The 16311-nt window shown below is 68.5% G+C and carries 14 protein-coding genes; 10 read left to right on the top strand and 4 right to left on the bottom strand.

Annotated elements, in window-relative coordinates:
• Positions 1–26: 26 nt before the first annotated feature.
• Together ADE01S_RS19870 and ADE01S_RS19865 are read right to left on the bottom strand one after the other, a co-directional pair.
• A complete protein-coding gene (locus ADE01S_RS19870) occupies positions 27–1010 on the bottom strand; it encodes a tripartite tricarboxylate transporter substrate binding protein (RefSeq protein ID WP_062683451.1) in 984 nt (327 codons plus the stop codon).
• 189 nt (positions 1011–1199) lie between these two features.
• Positions 1200–2099: a LysR family transcriptional regulator gene (locus ADE01S_RS19865; RefSeq protein WP_062683450.1), complete on the bottom strand. Its 900-nt coding sequence runs from the start codon at positions 2097–2099 to the stop codon at positions 1200–1202.
• A gap of 149 nt (positions 2100–2248) precedes the next feature.
• Here ADE01S_RS19865 and ADE01S_RS19860 point away from each other — a divergent pair, with 149 nt between their 5' ends.
• The 3 genes from ADE01S_RS19860 to ADE01S_RS19850 are packed head-to-tail and all read left to right on the top strand — an operon-like array spanning position 2249 to position 5263.
• Positions 2249–3163 carry an SDR family NAD(P)-dependent oxidoreductase gene (locus ADE01S_RS19860; protein WP_062683449.1) on the top strand — a complete coding sequence of 305 codons (915 nt, stop codon included), beginning with the start codon at positions 2249–2251 and terminating at the stop codon, positions 3161–3163.
• A gap of 7 nt (positions 3164–3170) precedes the next feature.
• Entirely contained in the window at positions 3171–4031 is an 861-nt protein-coding gene (locus ADE01S_RS19855; RefSeq protein WP_062683448.1) for a MaoC/PaaZ C-terminal domain-containing protein, read from the top strand.
• Positions 4028–5263, top strand: coding sequence for a CaiB/BaiF CoA transferase family protein (locus tag ADE01S_RS19850; RefSeq protein ID WP_062683447.1), 1236 nt, complete (start codon positions 4028–4030; stop codon positions 5261–5263). Before ADE01S_RS19855 ends, ADE01S_RS19850 begins: the two co-directional genes overlap by 4 nt.
• Before the next feature lie 107 nt (positions 5264–5370).
• On the opposite strand, the gene ADE01S_RS19845 is transcribed toward ADE01S_RS19850, so the two are convergent.
• Complete coding sequence (locus ADE01S_RS19845; RefSeq protein ID WP_062683446.1) at positions 5371–6894, bottom strand: fumarate hydratase; 1524 nt, start codon at positions 6892–6894, stop codon at positions 5371–5373.
• A 143-nt stretch (positions 6895–7037) separates the two neighbouring features.
• Positions 7038–7805 (bottom strand): crotonase/enoyl-CoA hydratase family protein, encoded by a 768-nt coding sequence (locus ADE01S_RS19840; protein WP_062683445.1) that lies wholly within the window; start codon positions 7803–7805, stop codon positions 7038–7040.
• Positions 7806–8102: 297 nt separating this feature from the next.
• On the opposite strand from ADE01S_RS19840, the gene hisD reads away from it, so the two are divergent.
• The 7 genes from hisD (at position 8103) to gmhB (ending at position 16307) form a co-directional block, all read left to right on the top strand.
• Entirely contained in the window at positions 8103–9365 is a 1263-nt protein-coding gene (hisD, locus tag ADE01S_RS19835) for a histidinol dehydrogenase (RefSeq protein WP_062683444.1), read from the top strand.
• Positions 9366–9436: 71 nt separating this feature from the next.
• Positions 9437–10411 (top strand): Bug family tripartite tricarboxylate transporter substrate binding protein, encoded by a 975-nt coding sequence (locus ADE01S_RS19830; RefSeq protein WP_062683443.1) that lies wholly within the window; start codon positions 9437–9439, stop codon positions 10409–10411.
• 42 nt (positions 10412–10453) lie between these two features.
• On the top strand, positions 10454–11962 hold the full coding sequence (locus ADE01S_RS19825) for a M81 family metallopeptidase (protein WP_062683442.1): 1509 nt from the start codon (positions 10454–10456) through the stop codon (positions 11960–11962).
• Between the two features lie 69 nt (positions 11963–12031).
• Positions 12032–12580 (top strand): cupin domain-containing protein, encoded by a 549-nt coding sequence (locus ADE01S_RS19820; RefSeq protein ID WP_062683441.1) that lies wholly within the window; start codon positions 12032–12034, stop codon positions 12578–12580.
• A gap of 140 nt (positions 12581–12720) precedes the next feature.
• Positions 12721–13632 (top strand): glycine--tRNA ligase subunit alpha, encoded by a 912-nt coding sequence (gene glyQ, locus ADE01S_RS19815; protein WP_062683440.1) that lies wholly within the window; start codon positions 12721–12723, stop codon positions 13630–13632.
• On the top strand, positions 13633–15771 hold the full coding sequence (gene glyS, locus ADE01S_RS19810; protein WP_062683439.1) for a glycine--tRNA ligase subunit beta: 2139 nt from the start codon (positions 13633–13635) through the stop codon (positions 15769–15771).
• A complete protein-coding gene (gene gmhB / locus ADE01S_RS19805) occupies positions 15768–16307 on the top strand; it encodes a D-glycero-beta-D-manno-heptose 1,7-bisphosphate 7-phosphatase (protein WP_062683438.1) in 540 nt (179 codons plus the stop codon). Before glyS ends, gmhB begins: the two co-directional genes overlap by 4 nt.
• The last annotated feature ends 4 nt before the right edge of the window (positions 16308–16311 follow it).

Raw genomic sequence — 16311 nt, 5'->3', positions numbered from 1 at the left:
TTGCGCGGGCGGCGCGGCGCCGCTCTTCATTCCAGCTTGATGTTCGCCGCCTTGATCACGTCGCGCCACTTCACGATCTCGGCCTGGACGAACTCGCCGAATTGCGCCGGCGTGCCGGGCCGGGGCTCCGCGCCCGCGGCGATCATGCTCTGCGCGGTGGCGGGGTCCGACAACACCTTCACCATGTCGGCGTTCAGGCGGCTGACGATGGCGGCCGGCGTGCCCTTGGGCGCCATCACGCCGCTCCACGAATAGGCCTCGTAGCCCGGCAGGCCCGACTCCGCTATCGTCGGCAGCTCCGGCAGCATGTCCGAACGCGACGGATTGCCCACGCCCAGGGCCCGCACCTTGCCGGCCTTCAGGTGCGGAACGGCGGACGGCCCGTCGGCGAACATCAGCTGCACCTGGCCGCCCAGCAGGTCCTGCATGGCGGGCGCGCTGCCCCGGTAGGGCACATGCTGGATCTTCACGCCGGCCATCGCATTGAAGAGTTCCCCCGCGAGGTGGGTGCCGCCGCCGGTTCCGGAGGAACTGAAGGACAGCTTGCCCGGATTGGCCTTGGCGTAGGCGATCAATTCGCTGACGGAATTGACCGGCAGCGAGGGATTGACCACCAGCACGATCGGAAAGACCGCGGCCATGCCCACCGGCTCGAAATCGCGACGGATGTCGTAGCTGAGGTTATCGCGCAGGCTGGGCAGCACCGCGTGGTGGATGGAGGCGAAGAAGAAGCTGTAACCGTCGGGCTCCGCCTTGGCGGCGAACTGCGCGCCCACGATGCCGCCCGCGCCGGAGCGGTTGTCCACCACGGTGGGAACGGACCACAACTGGCCCAGCGGCTGCGTGGTGAAGCGGGCCGTGGTGTCCACCGGCCCGCCCGCGGGGAAGGGCACGATGAAGGTCACGGCATGGCCCGGCCAGGCGGCGGCCCGGGCCCAGGAAGGAATGATGGCGGCGGCGCATGCGGCGCCCAGCCCCGCGATGGCGCGGCGGCGTTGAGTATCGATCACGGCGGTCTCCTGGGTCTTTTTATGCCGCGGTCCGGCCAGGGGAACCCGGGCCTGCCGCGCCGCCTATTATTTTCCGAATGCGCGCGCGCGCCGCTACACATTTCCGGAAGCCCCTCTTTCGCACGGCGTTCGCGTTCGGTCACCGGACACTATCTCGTCCGGATGGCGTAGCGCGTATGGCCCGGCAGGCTACTGACCGCGCGCGGCGCGCTGCAAATGCCCGATGAAGCACTCTGCGAAGCTGGGCAGGTCGCGCCCGCGTTGGCGGCACAGCAGCCGGTCGCGCAGGGCCCAGGCGTCGTTCAGTTTCAGCACGTGCAGCGAATCGGGCCGGCTGTAGCGCGCCGCGCAGGCGCGCGGCACCACGGCGATGCCGGCGCCGGCCTCCACCATTCGGCATACCGCCTCGAAGCTGCCCACGTGCACGCGCTGGCAGATGCGTTTGCCCAGGCCGCTGGCGATGTCTTCGAGGAAGGTCTGGATGGCGCTGTCGGGATGGATGCCCACGAACTGATAGGCGTCCACCAGATCCACGAAATGCGCGGACGCCTGCGAGGCCAGCGGATGGTCCAGCGACGTCACCACCGTGAGCTCATCGCGAAACAATGGCGTGACGTCCAATCCTTCCACGTCGATATTGCCGGCCACCAGGCCCAGGTCGCCCGCGCCCCCGCGGATCGCGATGACGATGTCGCCCGAGATCTTCTCTTCCAGCTCCACGTCCACGTCCGGGTTTTCCGCCAGGAAAGTGGAGAGCGCGTCGGCCAGGAAGGAATTGGTGGCCGTGGTGTTGGCCAGCAGGCGCAAGCGCCCCTTCAGGCCGTTCGCGTAAGGCTGGAGATCGGCATTCAGGCATTCGAGCTGCCGAAAAACGGCGTTGGCGTGCTTGAGCAGCACTTCTCCCGCCGGGGTCAGCGCCACGCCCGTGGCCATGCGCACCAGCAGCCGCGCCTTGAACGCCTCTTCCATGTTCTTCACACGGGCGCTGGCCGCCGGCAGCGACAGAAAGGTCCGCTCCGCCGCTCGGGTCAGGTTGAGTGTTTCTCCCACGTTCAAAAACAAACGCAGGTCGGTCAGGTCATGTCTCATGTTCCACCACGCAGAAGGGGGTCATTTCTAATTTTGAATTCTGCGAAAGCCTTGCCGAATCTACCATGGGGCATTCGCATAAACCAGACGGGTTGATGCGGAACTGTTTTCCACGCGGCGCGCGCGCCGCAGCAAAGGAGTCACCCACAATGAGCGGTATCGTTTCCGGCAAGGTAGTGATCGTTACCGGCGCGGGCGGCGGCATCGGCCGCGCCGTCGCGCTGGCCATGGCGCAGGCCGGCGCCAAGGTGGTGGTGAACGACATCGGCGTATCGCTCACGGGCGAAGGCGGCGCGGAAGGCCCGGCGCAGGCCGTGGTCAAGGAAATCGTCGCGGCCGGCGGGCAGGCGGTGGCCAACACCGACAGCGTGGCCGCGTACGACAGCGCCAGTCGCTGCGTGCAGGCCGCCATCGACGCATACGGACGCATCGACGCCGTGGTCAACAACGCCGGCAATCTGCGCGACCGCGTGTTCCACAAGATGAGCGAAGAGGAATGGCGCCAGGTGCTCGACGTGCACCTCAACGGCTCGTTCTTCATGAGCCGCGCCGCCGCGCCCTACTTCCGCGAACAGGAATCCGGCGCGTTCGTGCACATGACGTCCACCTCCGGCCTCATCGGCAACTTCGGCCAGGCGAACTACGCGGCCGCCAAGCTGGGCATCGTCGCGCTGTCGAAATCCATCGCGCTGGACATGGCGCGCTACAACGTGCGCTCCAACTGCATCGCGCCGTTCGCCTGGAGCCGCATGACCAGCTCCATTCCGGCGGAAACCGACGAAGAGAAGGCGCGCGTCGAAAAGCTGAAGAAAATGGAGGCCGGCAAAGTCGCGCCCATGGCCGTTTATCTCGCCAGCGACGCGGCCAGCGAGATCACTGCGCAGATCTTCGCCGTGCGCGCCAACGAGATCATGCTGATGAGCCAGCCGCGGCCGCTGCGCACCGTGCACCACGGCGAAGGCTGGACGCCCGAGCGCATCGCGGAAATCGCGGTGCCCGCCATGCGCAAGCACTTCTACGCGTTGGAGCGTTCGCCCGACGTGATCGACTGGGATCCGATCTGAGGCCGCCATGCCCCTGGACTATGCAACCGTGAAGAACTGGCGCTTCGACGAAGTGCGCCAGCGCTACGACGAAAAAGACACCATGCTGTACGCGCTCGGCATCGGCCTCGGGCAGGATCCCGAAGACACCGGCCAACTGCGCTACGTCTACGAAAAAGACTTGCAGGCGTTTCCCACCCTGAGCGTGGTGCTGGGCTACCCGGGCTTCTGGGTCCGGGATCCGCGCGCCGGCATCGACTGGGTCAAGGTCGTGCATGGCGAACAGCGACTGACCCTGCACGCGCCGCTGCCGGCCGCGGGCGTGGTCACGGGCAAAAGCCGCAACACGCACGTGATCGACAAGGGCGCGGACAAGGGCGCCATCGTCGTCACCGAACGCACGCTGCATGGCGAGGACGGCGCCTGCCTGGCGACCCTGCAGCAAAGCACTTTCTGCCGCGGCGACGGCGGCTTCGGCCAAGGCGATGCCAGCCCCCCGCCCCTGCCCGTCGCGCCCGACCGCGAGCCTGACCTGCGCTGCGAACTGCGCATCCCGCCGAACGCCGCCTTGCTGTACCGGCTGAACGCGGACCGCAATCCGCTGCATGCCGATCCGGAAGTGGCGCGCCAGGCCGGCTATCCCCGGCCCATCCTGCACGGCCTGTGCTCCTACGGCCTGGCGGCGCACGCGATCGTGAAAACCTGCTGCGGCTACGACGCATCCCGCCTGGCCAGCCTGAACACGCGCTTCTCGGCGCCCGTGTATCCCGGCGAAACCCTGCAATGCGACCTCTGGCGAATGCCGGACGGGCAGATCCGCTTTCTTGCGCGCGCCCTCGAACGCAACGTGGTCGTGCTGAGCAACGGCACCGCGGAGCTGCGGCCATGATGCGGCCGCCCGCTCTCGACGGCATCCGCGTGCTGGACCTATCGCGCATCCTGGCCGGCCCCTGGTGCACGCAAAACCTGGCCGACCTGGGCGCCGACGTCATCAAGGTCGAACGCCCACGCGTAGGCGACGACACGCGCGCCTGGGGCCCGCCCTTCCTCAAGGACGGCAACGGCCAGGACACCAACGAATCCGCCTACTACCTCAGCACCAACCGCAACAAGCGCTCGATCGAGGCCGACATGGCCACGCCGGAAGGCGCGGCCCTGATCCGCGAGCTGGCGGCCGTGTCCGACATCCTGGTCGAGAATTTCAAGGTGGGCGGCCTGGCCCGGTACGGCCTGGACTACGAGAGCCTGAAGGCGATCAATCCGCGCCTGATCTATTGCTCGGTCACGGGGTTTGGACAAGACGGCCCCTACGCCCAGCGGCCCGGCTACGACTTCATGATCCAGGGCATGGGCGGCCTGATGAGCATCACCGGCGAACGCGACGACCTGCCCGGCGGCGGCCCGCAGAAAGCGGGCGTGGCCGTCACCGACATCGTCACCGGCATGTATGCCACGGTGGCGGTGCTGGCGGCCTTGCAGGAACGGCACCGCAGCGGCCTGGGCCAGCATCTGGACATCGCGCTCCTCGACAGCCACGTGGCCTTGCTGGCCAACCAGAACTCCAACTACTTCAACTCCGGCATGGCGCCCTCCCGCGCCGGCAACGCGCACCAGAACGTCGTGCCCTACCAGGTATTCGCCGCCAGCGACGGCCACTTGATCGTGGCCACGGGCAACGAATCGCAGTACCGCGCCTACTGCGCCGCCATCGGCAGGCCCGACCTGGGCGACGACCCGCGCTACGCCACCAACCGCCTGCGCGTCCTGAACCGCGTAGCGCTGATCGACACGCTGGCGGCAATCATGCGGCAGGGCCGCCGCGACGACTGGATCGCCAAACTGGAAGCCGTGGGCGTGCCTTGCGGCCCCATCAACGACATCGCGCAGGCGTTCGCGCATCCGCAGGCGCAGGCCAGGCAGTTGCGCCGCGACCTGCCGCATCCGGCCGGCGGCATCGCCGCCGTCACCGCCAGCCCCTTGCGGTTCTCGGCCTCGCCGGTCGCGTACCGCCGCGCCCCGCCGCTGCTGGGCGAGCACACCGAGGAAGTGCTGCGCGACGTGTTGGGGAAATCGGCCGAAGCGATAGCCGCGTTCAAGGCGGCCACCGCGAGGGCGGACTAGGACGGCGCAGCCCGCAACGTCCTGCAGGTCCTGCAAGCCGGATACGCTCAAAAAGAAAACGGCCGCTGATTCCAGCGGCCATTTTCAGGTCAGGTCAGGTCAACCCGTTACGCCACGGCGACGGGAATCTTGCCGATCTTGGCCTGCCATTCCTTGGGTCCAGTCGTGTGGACCGAGGTGCCCTGGGCGTCGACCGCCACCGTCACCGGCATGTCCTTCACGTCGAACTCGTAGATGGCTTCCATGCCCAGGTCGGCGAAGCCGAGCACCTTGGCGCCGCGGATGGCCTTGGACACCAGGTAGGCAGCGCCGCCGACGGCCATCAGGTAGGCCGAGCCGTGCTTCTTGATGGACTCGATCGCGACCGGACCGCGCTCGGACTTGCCGATCATGGCGATCAGGCCGGTCTGCTCCAGCATCATGTCGGTGAACTTGTCCATGCGCGTGGCGGTGGTGGGGCCGGCCGGGCCCACCACTTCGTCGCGCACCGGATCGACCGGGCCGACGTAGTAGATGACGCGGTTGGTGAAGTCCACGGGCAGCGGCTCGCCCTTGGCCAGCATGTCCTGGATGCGCTTGTGCGCGGCGTCGCGGCCGGTCAGCATCTTGCCCGACAGCAGCAGGGTCTGGCCCGGCTTCCAGCTGGCGACTTCTTCCTTGGTCAGCGTGTTCAGGTCGACCTGCTTGGACTTGTTGTAGTCCGGCGCCCAGTGCACTTCCGGCCATTCGGACAACGACGGCGGGTCGAGGCGGGCGGGGCCCGAGCCGTCCAGCTCGAAGTGCGCGTGGCGGGTGGCGGCGCAGTTCGGGATCATGGCGACGGGCTTGGAAGCCGCGTGCGTCGGGAACGTGTTGATCTTGACGTCGAGCACCGTGGTCAGGCCGCCCAGGCCCTGCGCGCCGATGCCCAGCGCGTTGACCTTTTCATACAGTTCGATGCGCAGCTCTTCCAGCTTGTTCTGCGGGCCGCGGGCCAGCAGTTCGTACATGTCGATGTCTTCCATCAACGACTGCTTGGCCATCAGCATGGCTTTTTCGGCGGTGCCGCCGACGCCGATGCCCAGCATGCCCGGGGGGCACCAGCCGGCGCCCATCGTGGGAACCGTCTTGAGCACCCAGTCCACCAGCGAATCGCTGGGGTTCAGCATGGCGAACTTGGACTTGTTTTCCGAACCGCCGCCCTTGGAAGCGACTTGCACGTCGACCTTGTCGCCCGGGACAAGTTCGACGTGCAGGATACAGGGCGTGTTGTCGCGGGTGTTCTTGCGCGCAAACAGCGGGTCGTCCAGCACGGAGGCGCGCAGCGGGTTGTCGGGATTCAGGTAGCCGCGGCGCACGCCCTCGTCACAGAGCTCCTGCAGCGTGCGCTTGGTGTCGAAGCGCACGTTCATGCCCACCTTGAGGAAGACGTTCACGATGCCGGTGTCCTGGCACAGCGGACGCTTGCCTTCGGCGCACATGCGCGAATTGGTCAGGATCTGGGCCATCGCATCGCGCGCGGCCGGGCTTTCCTCGCGCTCGTAGGCGCGCGCCAGGTGGCGGATGTAGTCCACGGGGTGGTAGTAGCTGATGAACTGGATCCCGTCGGCGATCGACTGGACGAAGTCTTCTTCTTTAATGATGACTGACATGGCGATTGACTGTCTGAATGGAAAACCGGAAAACACGGCCGGCCAGGCCGGCCGCAAGGGAAAAATGACCGTGCCGCCGCCGGGCCGCCCCTAGGCGGAAACGGCTCGCCGGGGGCAGCGGGCCGCGCGGCGGCGAACGTCGTTTACTTGCCCTGCCAGACCGGCTTGCGCTTCTCGGCGAAAGCGGTCGCGCCTTCCTTGGCGTCGGCGGACGAAAAAATATGGGCGATCAGCGGGCGCTGGCGGTCGAACATGCCTTCCTGGTCCCAGTCGCCCGACTGCGACACGATGCTCTTGGCGGTCTGCACGGCCAGCGGGCCGTTCTCGACGATGCCGCGGGCCAGTTCCAGCGCGCCGGCCAGCGCGCCGCCCGGCTCGGTCAGGCGGTTGACCAGGCCGAAGGAATGGGCGCGCTCGGCCGTCAGCATTTCGCCGGTCAGGATGACCTCCATGGCGATATGGTACGGCAGGCGGCGCGGCAGGCGCAGCATGCCGCCGGCGCCGGCCACCAGGCCGCGCTTGACTTCGGGCAGGCCGAACTTGGCATTGCTGGCGGCCACGATCAGGTCGGAAGCCAGGGCCATTTCGCAGCCGCCGGCCAGCGCGTAGCCTTCGACGGCGGCGATCAGCGGCTTCTTGGGCGGCCGTTCGTTCAGGCCGGCGAAGCCGCGGCCTTCCACGTAGGGGCGCTGCCCGGACTTCGCGAAGGCCTTCAGGTCCATGCCCGAGGAGAACGTGCCCCCGCCGCCCGTCAGGATGCCGATGCGCACGTCGTCGCGGCTGTCCAGCTGGTCCAGCGCGGCGGCCATGGCCTGCGCGGCTTCCAGGTTGATGGCGTTCTTGGCTTCGGGACGGTTGATCGTAATGATCTGGATGCCGTCGGTGACTTCCACCTTGATCAGGTCGGACATGGGGTTGCTCCTTCCGGGTTTTATATAAGACTGGCTCAGACCGGCATCATACGACCAATGCGCCGCGCACGCTGGCGCCCCGCCCTGGTCAGTATATTCACCAGCCCGCGCCGGGCTGCCCGCATTGCCCCGCGCCCCGGGAACCGCCGCTGCGGGCGGCTGGACGGGGACGGAACACCGCGCAACGGGGCGCGGCCGGTCAATATAGTGATCGCCCCGCCGCAGCCGTGAAACAAGGCGCGGCCCCGCTCTTATAGTGACCGCCACCCGCAACACATCCGTCACGAAGAGCCTTCCATGTCCGCAGCAAGCCAACTGAATTACGTCAAATCGCCCGCCGCCCGCGCCGAAGACAGCGCCAGCGCCATCGAGGATACGGTGCGCGAAATCATCGCCCAGGTCCGAGCGCGCGGCGACGCCGCCGTGCGCGAATACTCCCTGAAGTTCGACGGCAAGGACACGCCGGCGCTGGAGGTGTCCATGGAGGTCCGGCTGCAGGCCGTCGCCGACCTGGACGCGCAGACCCGCGAAGACACCGAGTTCGCCATCGAACGCGTCCGGGCGTTCGCCCAGGCGCAGTTGGCCACCGTGCTGCCCCTGGAAATCGAGACGCTGCCCGGGCTGCACCTGGGACATCGCGTCATCCCGGTGCAGCGCATCGGCGCCTACGTGCCCGGCGGCCGCTACCCGATCCTGTCAGCGCCCGTCATGACCATCGTTCCCGCCAAGGTCGCGGGCTGCGAGGAAGTGATCGCCTGCCTGCCGCCGGGCGCCCACCCCGCGATGATCGCCGGGTGCCACCTGTCCGGCGCCGACCGCATCTTCCTGGTGGGCGGCGCCCAGGCCATCGCGGCCATGGCCTGCGGCACCGAGTCCATTCCGGCCGTGGACAAGATCGTCGGCCCCGGCAACGCCTACGTCAACGAAGCCAAGCGCCAGGTGTTCGGCGAAGTCGGCATCGACCAACTGGCCGGCCCCAGCGAGATCTTCGTGGTGGCCGACGAAACCGGCGACGCCGATATGATCGCCACCGACCTGCTGGCGCAGGCCGAGCACGATGTGCGCACGCGCGTCGGCCTGATCACCACCAGCGCGGAGCTGGCGCGCGCCACGCTGGAGGCCGTGGAACGCCAGCTGCGGGACCTGCCCACCGCGCCCGTCGCAGCGCGGGCCTGGGCCGATTACGGCGAAATCGTGCTGTGCGAGGACGAAGCCGCCATGCTGGCCTACTCGGACCACGTCGCCGCCGAACACCTGCAGGTCCATACCCGCGACCCGCATGCCACGGCGGCCAAGCTGCGCAACTATGGCTCGCTGTTCATCGGGACCCTGGCCAGCGTGGTGTATTCGGACAAATGCTGCGGCACCAACCACACCCTGCCCACAATGCGGGCGGGCCGGTACACCGGCGGCCTCTGGGTGGGATCGTTCCTGAAGATCTGCACCCACCAATGGCTCGACGCGCGCGGCGTGGCCGCCGTGGCGCCGCCGGCCGAGCGCCAGAGCCGCACCGAAGGCATGGAGGGCCATCGCCGCGCGGCCGCGCTGCGCATGGCCTGATTGCCGCGGCCGCGCCGGGCAGCCACGCCCGGCGCGGCCGCGAACGCCTACCGTCAAACAAGGGGAAAACAATGAAACTCGGCATCATCATCGGCGCCCTGGCGCTCGCGGGCGCAGGACTCGCCGCGCCTGTCCTGGCGCAACAAACCTATCCGTCGCGGCCCATCAAGCTGGTCGTGCCTTTCCCGCCCGGCGGCACCACCGACGTGCTGGCCCGCAGCATCGCCGATCCGCTGGGCAAGCTGCTCAAGCAAACCGTGGTCGTGGAAAACCGCAACGGCGCGGCCGGCCGGATCGGCAGCGAATACGTGATCCGCTCGGACCCGGACGGCTACACCCTGGGCATCGCCACGGTCAGTTCCCATGCGGTGACGCCGGTGGTCTACGACAACATCTCGTACGACGTTACGCGCGATCTGGCTCCGATCACCAAGCTGGCATCCGTGCCCAACGTGCTGACCATCGGACCCGCCATCCCGGCCCGGGACATGGCGTCCTTCGTGCAATTGCTCAAGAACAAGCCCAACGTCTATACCTACGGTTCCGCCGGAACGGGCTCCGAGGCCAATATGATGGGCGAACTCTTCAAACTCAGCACCGGCACGGAAATGATGCACGTTCCCTACCGCGGCTCCAGCCCCGCGCTCCAGGACGCCCTGGGCGGGCAGATCGCCGCGGTGTTCGATAATCTGCCGTCGTCCCTGCCCTTCATCCGCAGCGGCGACCTGAAGGCGCTGGCCATCGCCTACCCGCAGCGCATCCCGGCCCTCCCCGATGTCCCCACGTTCGCGGAGGTGGGCATCCCCGAGGTCAACGATGCGTCGTGGTTCGGCCTGGTCGCGCCCAAGGACACGCCGCCCGCGATCGTGGACCAGCTGTACCGGGCAGTCGCGCAGGTCCTGGCCATGCCCGAGGTCCGCGAGAAACTGGCCGGTTTCTCGGCCGTGCCGGTGGGCAATCCGCCCGCGGAGTTCGCCGCGCAGCTCAAGGCCGAGATCGACAAGCAGCGGGCGACGGCACAGCGCGCCCACATCAGCCTGAAATAGCCACAAGGGCCTGGAAGGCCCTGCCTACGGAGAGACCAGCCCATGCCTGCCCGCTACCGCATCCTGGTGGGACAGTTGTTCCAGGAGACGCACGGATTCACCCCGGCAAGCACGCCCTTGTCCGCCTTCGAGATCGAGCGGGGAGCCACCATGCTGGGCGCCAATGCCAACGCCGACTCGGTGCTGGGCGGGATCCTGCGCACGCTGGAGGCGCGGGGCTGCGCCGCCGTGTCCACACTCGCCGCCCGCGCCCGGCCCGGCGGACGGGTGGAGGACGCCGCGTACGCAACGCTGCGCGCCGGCATCCTGGATGCGGCGCGCGCCGGCGGCTTCGATGCTATCGCGCTCTGTCTGCATGGCTGTATGCAGACCGCCAGCCTGGACAGCGCCGAGGCCGATCTGCTGGCCGGCTTACGCGCCATCGTCGGCCCGGACATGCCTATCGTGGCGGGTTTCGATCTGCACGCCCATGCCGTTCCCGAGCTGCTCGGCCATCTGGATTTCGCCTCGGCGTACAAGACCAACCCGCATGCCGACGCGGCGGAAACCGGCGCGCGGGTGGCGGGGGAACTGCTGCGCATGCTGGAGACGGGCGAAAGGCCCGCGGGCGTCAGCGCGCTGGTGCCGATGCTGACCCGGGGCAACGACGAAACCGCGCAGGGCCCGCTGGCCGAACTCCACGCGCGGGCCCAGGCCGCCGCGCGCGCCGGCCACGGCATCCTCGACGTCTCGATCTTCAACGTCAACCCGTTCATCGACGGCGCCGGCGTAGGGCAAACCGTGCTGGTCTACGCCCGCGACGCCTCGGCGTTGCCCCGCGCCCGCGCGCTCGCCGCCGACCTCGCGCAATCGATCTGGGACGGGCGCGACCGCTACGTGCACGCGCTGCCCGACATCGACACGCTGCTGCGGCAACACGACGGCTCGCCGCGGCGGTTGATCGTGGGCGACTTCGGCGACCGGGTGCTGGCGGGCGGGCCTGGCGACAGTCTGCACGTGCTGGACCGCGCCCTGGCGCTGACCCGGCGGCGGGTGGCCGCCATCGTCACGGATCCCGAAGCGCTGCGCCAGTGCCAGCAGGCCGGCCTCGGCGCCCAAGTGGAACTGGCGGCTGGCGGCCGATACAGCGCGGACTGCGCGGCGGTCACGGTATCGGGCCGGGTGGCGGCCCTGGGCGACGGCACCTTCCGCAACCGCGGCGCCTTCATGCGGGGGGCAACCCTGCTGCTCGGTCCCCATGCGGTGCTTCGCAACCCGCGCTATGACCTGCTGATCACCCAGGAGGCGGTCATGTCGCAGGATCCGGGCTGCTACCTGGACGCCGGCATCGACCTGGACGCCATGGACCTCATCGTCGTGAAGTCGGGCTACCACTTCAAGCTGGCCTTCGCCGACATGGGCGAGTGCGCCAGCGCCGAGACCCCGGGCCTGACGGGCTACCACCCCGAGCGGCTCCCCTTCGAGCGGGCCAGGCCGCTCTACCCGCTGGACCGATTCTCGTACCGTCCCCGGATAACCGATCTCCGCCCGCCGCGGGCATCGCCCCCGTGACCGCCGTCCGTGTATCCTGCAAGCCCGAACGACACCCGGTCCCGTGACCGGCCCGCAGGAGGAGACACGATGCCGAGAATCGGGGCAGACATCAGGGAATTACGCCGCCGCCGCGGCTTGGGCATACGCGAAGTGGCACAGCGTTCGGGCGTGTCGCACGCCTCGATCTCCCTGATCGAGCGCGACAAGATCAGCCCCTCGCTCGACACGCTGGCGGCCGTGCTGGATGCCTTGGGCACGACCATCGTCGGTTTTTTCTCGAACAGCCGGCTGCTGGTGGCCGAATCGCCGTTCTACGGCCCCGAGGACCTGCCCGAAATCGGCAATCCGAACGCGATTTCCTACCGCATGATAGGAAGCCGCTACGCCAATCGCGCCATGCTCATGATGCAGGAGCGCTACCTGCCCGGGGCCGACACCGGGGAACTGTTCAGCCATCCGGCCCAGGAAGCCGGCCTGGTGCTCTCGGGCGCGGTGGAGGTAACGGTGGGCGACAAGACCCGCGTACTGCAAGCCGGCGACTCCTACTACTTCGACAGCCGCGTCCCGCACCGCTTCCGCAACGTCCACGACGGCCCCAGCGAAATCGTCAGCGCGGTCACGCCGCCTACCTACTGACGGCCGGCGCGGGGCGGATTTTGGCCCGAACCGGCCCGGGCGGGCGCCCTGCCGGGACGGACCGCCCCGGCGCCAGTTAAAATGCCAGGTTTCCCACGCCCAGGGCAAGCCTTGCCCGGCGGCCGAATTCCAAGAATCCTATGCTCACCTTTCAGCAAATCATCCTTACGCTCCAGGAATACTGGGACAAGCAGGGTTGCGCCCTGCTGCAGCCCTACGACATGGAAGTCGGCGCCGGTACTTCGCATACCGCCACGTTCCTGCGCGCCATCGGCCCGGAACCCTGGCGCGCCGCCTACGTGCAGCCCTCGCGCCGCCCCAAGGACGGCCGCTACGGCGAAAACCCCAACCGCCTGCAACACTATTACCAGTACCAGGTGGTGCTGAAGCCCGCGCCCCCGGAAATCCTGGACCTCTATATCGGTTCGCTGAAGGCGCTGGGCATCGACCCCACGCAGCACGACATCCGCTTCGTCGAGGACGACTGGGAAAACCCCACGCTCGGCGCCTGGGGCCTGGGCTGGGAAGTCTGGCTCAACGGCATGGAAGTCACCCAGTTCACCTACTTCCAGCAAGTGGGCGGCCTGGACTGCACGCCGACCACCGGCGAGATCACCTACGGCCTGGAACGCCTGGCCATGTACCTGCAGGACGTGCAAAGCGTGTACGACCTGGTCTGGACCGAAGGCGCCAACGGCAACCGCGTGCTGTACCGCGACGTGTTCCACCAGAACGAGGTGGAGCAGTCCACCTACAACTTCGAGCATTCGTCGGCCGAGATGCTGTTCGCGCACTTCAATGACTACGAAGCCGAGGCCAAGCGCCTGATGGACGTGCCGCTGGCATTGCCGGCCTACGAGGCCGCGCTGAAGGCCGCGCACACCTTCAACATGCTGGACGCGCGCGGCGCGATCAGCGTCACCGAGCGCGCCGCCTACATCGGCCGCATCCGCAACCTGTCGCGCGCCGTCGCGCAGGCCTACTACGATTCCCGCGAACGACTGGGCTTTCCCATGCTGGGCCGCGACAAGGCCGCCGGGGAGGCAGCATAAATGACGACGAACATCCGCCCGCTGCTGGTCGAACTGCTGACCGAAGAACTCCCGCCCAAGGCCCTGCAGAAGCTGGGCCAGGCCTTTGCCGAAGGCGTCCGCGCCACGCTGGACCGTCACGGCCTGCTGGCCGGCGGCTGCGTCGCGACCGCGTACTCCACGCCGCGCCGCCTGGCCGTGCACCTGTCCGCCGTGCTGGCGCAGGCGCCTGACCAGCCTTATGCCGAAAAACTGATGCCGGTGAAGATCGGCCTGACCGAAGACGGCCGCGCCACCCCCGCGCTGCAAAAGAAGTTGGCCGCCAAGGGCCTGGAGAACCTCGACGTCTCCACCCTGGACCGCGAATCCGACGGCAAGCAGGATTACCTGGTCGCGCGCGGCACGGCCCCCGGCGCCCAGCTGGCCGCCGGCCTGCAGGAAGGCATAGCCGCCGCGATCGACGGCCTGCCCATCCCCAAGGTCATGCGCTACCAATTGGCCGACGGCGTCACCACCGTGAAATTCGTGCGCCCGGCGCACGGGCTGGTCGCGCTGTTCGGCGCCGACGTGGTGCCCGTTACGGCGCTGGGCCTGTCGGCCGGCCGCGAAACCCTGGGCCACCGCTTCATGAGCGCCGGCCCGGTGTCGTTCGCCGATGCCGACGCCTACGCCGCCACGCTGGCCGAGCGCGGCAGCGTCGTGGCCTCGTTCGAAGGCCGTCGCGACGAGATCAAGCGCCAGTTGCTCGATCATGCCGGCCGCCTGTCAGCCACCCTGGGCGACGATCCGGAAGTGGCCGCGCTGCTGGACGAAGTCACCGCGCTGGTCGAGCTGCCCACCGTCTACGAAGGCCAGTTCGAAGAGCAGTTCCTGCAAGTGCCGCAGGAATGCCTGATCCTGACCATGCGGCTGAACCAGAAATATTTCCCGCTGTTCGATCCGGCCACGGGCCGCCTGACGCACCGCTTCCTGATCGTGAGCAATATGCGCACGGACAATCCGGTGAACATCGTCGAAGGCAACCAGCGCGTGGTGCGCCCGCGCCTGGCGGACGCGCAGTTCTTCTTTGAAACCGACCGCAAGACGCCGCTGGCCGCGCGCGTCGAGCAGCTCGGCGCCATCGTCTATCACAACAAACTGGGCACGCAGCTGGAACGCGTGGAGCGCGTGCGCGCTATCGCCCGCGGCGTGGCCGGACAGCTGGGCGGCGACGTCTCCGCCGCCGACCGCGCCGCCCTGCTGGCCAAGGCCGACCTGGGTTCCAACATGGTCGGCGAATTCCCCGAGCTGCAAGGCGTCATGGGCGCCTACTACGCGGCCGGCGACGGCGAGCCCGAGAGCGTCGTGCAGGCGCTGCGCAACCAGTACCGCAACCGCTACGACGAGCCCGTCACCCGGGAATCGCTGACCGCCGCCGTGCTGTTCATCGCCGAGCGCGCGGAAACCCTGGTCGGCATCTGGGCCATCGGCCTGGCGCCCACCGGCGAACGCGACCCCTTCGGGCTGCGCCGCGCCGCGCTGGGCCTGATCAGCGCGTTCGAGCAGCTCGCCGCGGGCGGCTGGCTGAAGATCAGCCAGGACGGCCCGCTGTCGCTGGACGGTCTGCTCGACCTGGCGGCGAGCACGTTCCCCGCCGGCAAGATCCCGGCCGATACATTGCCCGAGGTCCGCGCCTTTATCTACGAGCGCTACCGCAACCAGCTCATCAACGAGTCCGACCGCAATGCGGTCGAGGCCGTCATTGCGCTGACCCCGCCCCTGCACCAGGTGGCCGAGCGCGTGCGCGCGGCCGCCGCCTTCGCGCAGCTGCCGGAAGCCGCCAGCCTGGCCGCCGCCAACAAGCGCATCGGCAACCTGCTCAAGAAGGCCGAAGGCGAAATCGGGGCGGTGAACGACGCCGCGCTGGTGGAGCCCGCCGAAAAGGCGCTGGCCGCCGCCGTGTCCGCCCTGCGCCCGAAGGCCGAGGCGCAGCTGGCCGCCGGCGACTTCGCCGGCAGCCTCACCACGCTGGCCCAGGCCCGCGAACCCGTGGACGCCTTCTTCGCCGACGTCATGGTCATGGCCGAAGACCCCGCCGTGCGCGCCAACCGGCTGGCCCTGCTCGGCCAGCTCCACGGCCTGATGAACCAGGTGGCAGACATTTCCAGGCTCGCACAGTGAAACTGATCATCCTCGACCGCGACGGCGTCATCAATCAGGACAGCGATGCCTTCGTCAAGAATCCCGACGAATGGATCGCGCTGCCGGGCAGCCTGCAAGCCATCGCCCGGCTGACCCAGGCCGGCTGGAGGGTGGTGGTCGCCACCAACCAATCGGGCCTGGCGCGCGGCCTGTTCGACATGGATACGCTGACCGCCATCCACGCCAAGATGCGGCGCGAGCTGGCCGCGGCCGGCGGCAGCATCGACGCCGTCTTCATGTGCCCGCACGGCCCGGACGACAACTGCACCTGCCGCAAGCCCCGGCCCGGCATGTTCGAGCAGATCGGCCACCGCTACGACGTGGACCTCGCCGGCGTGCCGGCGGTCGGCGATTCGCTGCGCGACCTGCAGGCCTCGTCGTCGGTCGGCTGCTCGCCCTGGCTGGTGCTGACCGGCAACGGCGGCAAGACGCTGGCCAAGGGCGGCCTGCCGGAGAACACGCGCGTGTGCGATGACCTGTCGGCCGTCGCCGACGCCCTGCTCCAGGACAGTTGACCCG

Origin of the sequence: Achromobacter denitrificans NBRC 15125 (assembly GCF_001571365.1) — a bacterium.
In the GTDB taxonomy this organism is placed as follows: Bacteria; Pseudomonadota; Gammaproteobacteria; order Burkholderiales; family Burkholderiaceae_B; genus Achromobacter; species Achromobacter denitrificans.
Note: the sequence above shows the minus strand (reverse complement) of the source record. Positions and strands in the feature narration are given on the sequence as shown.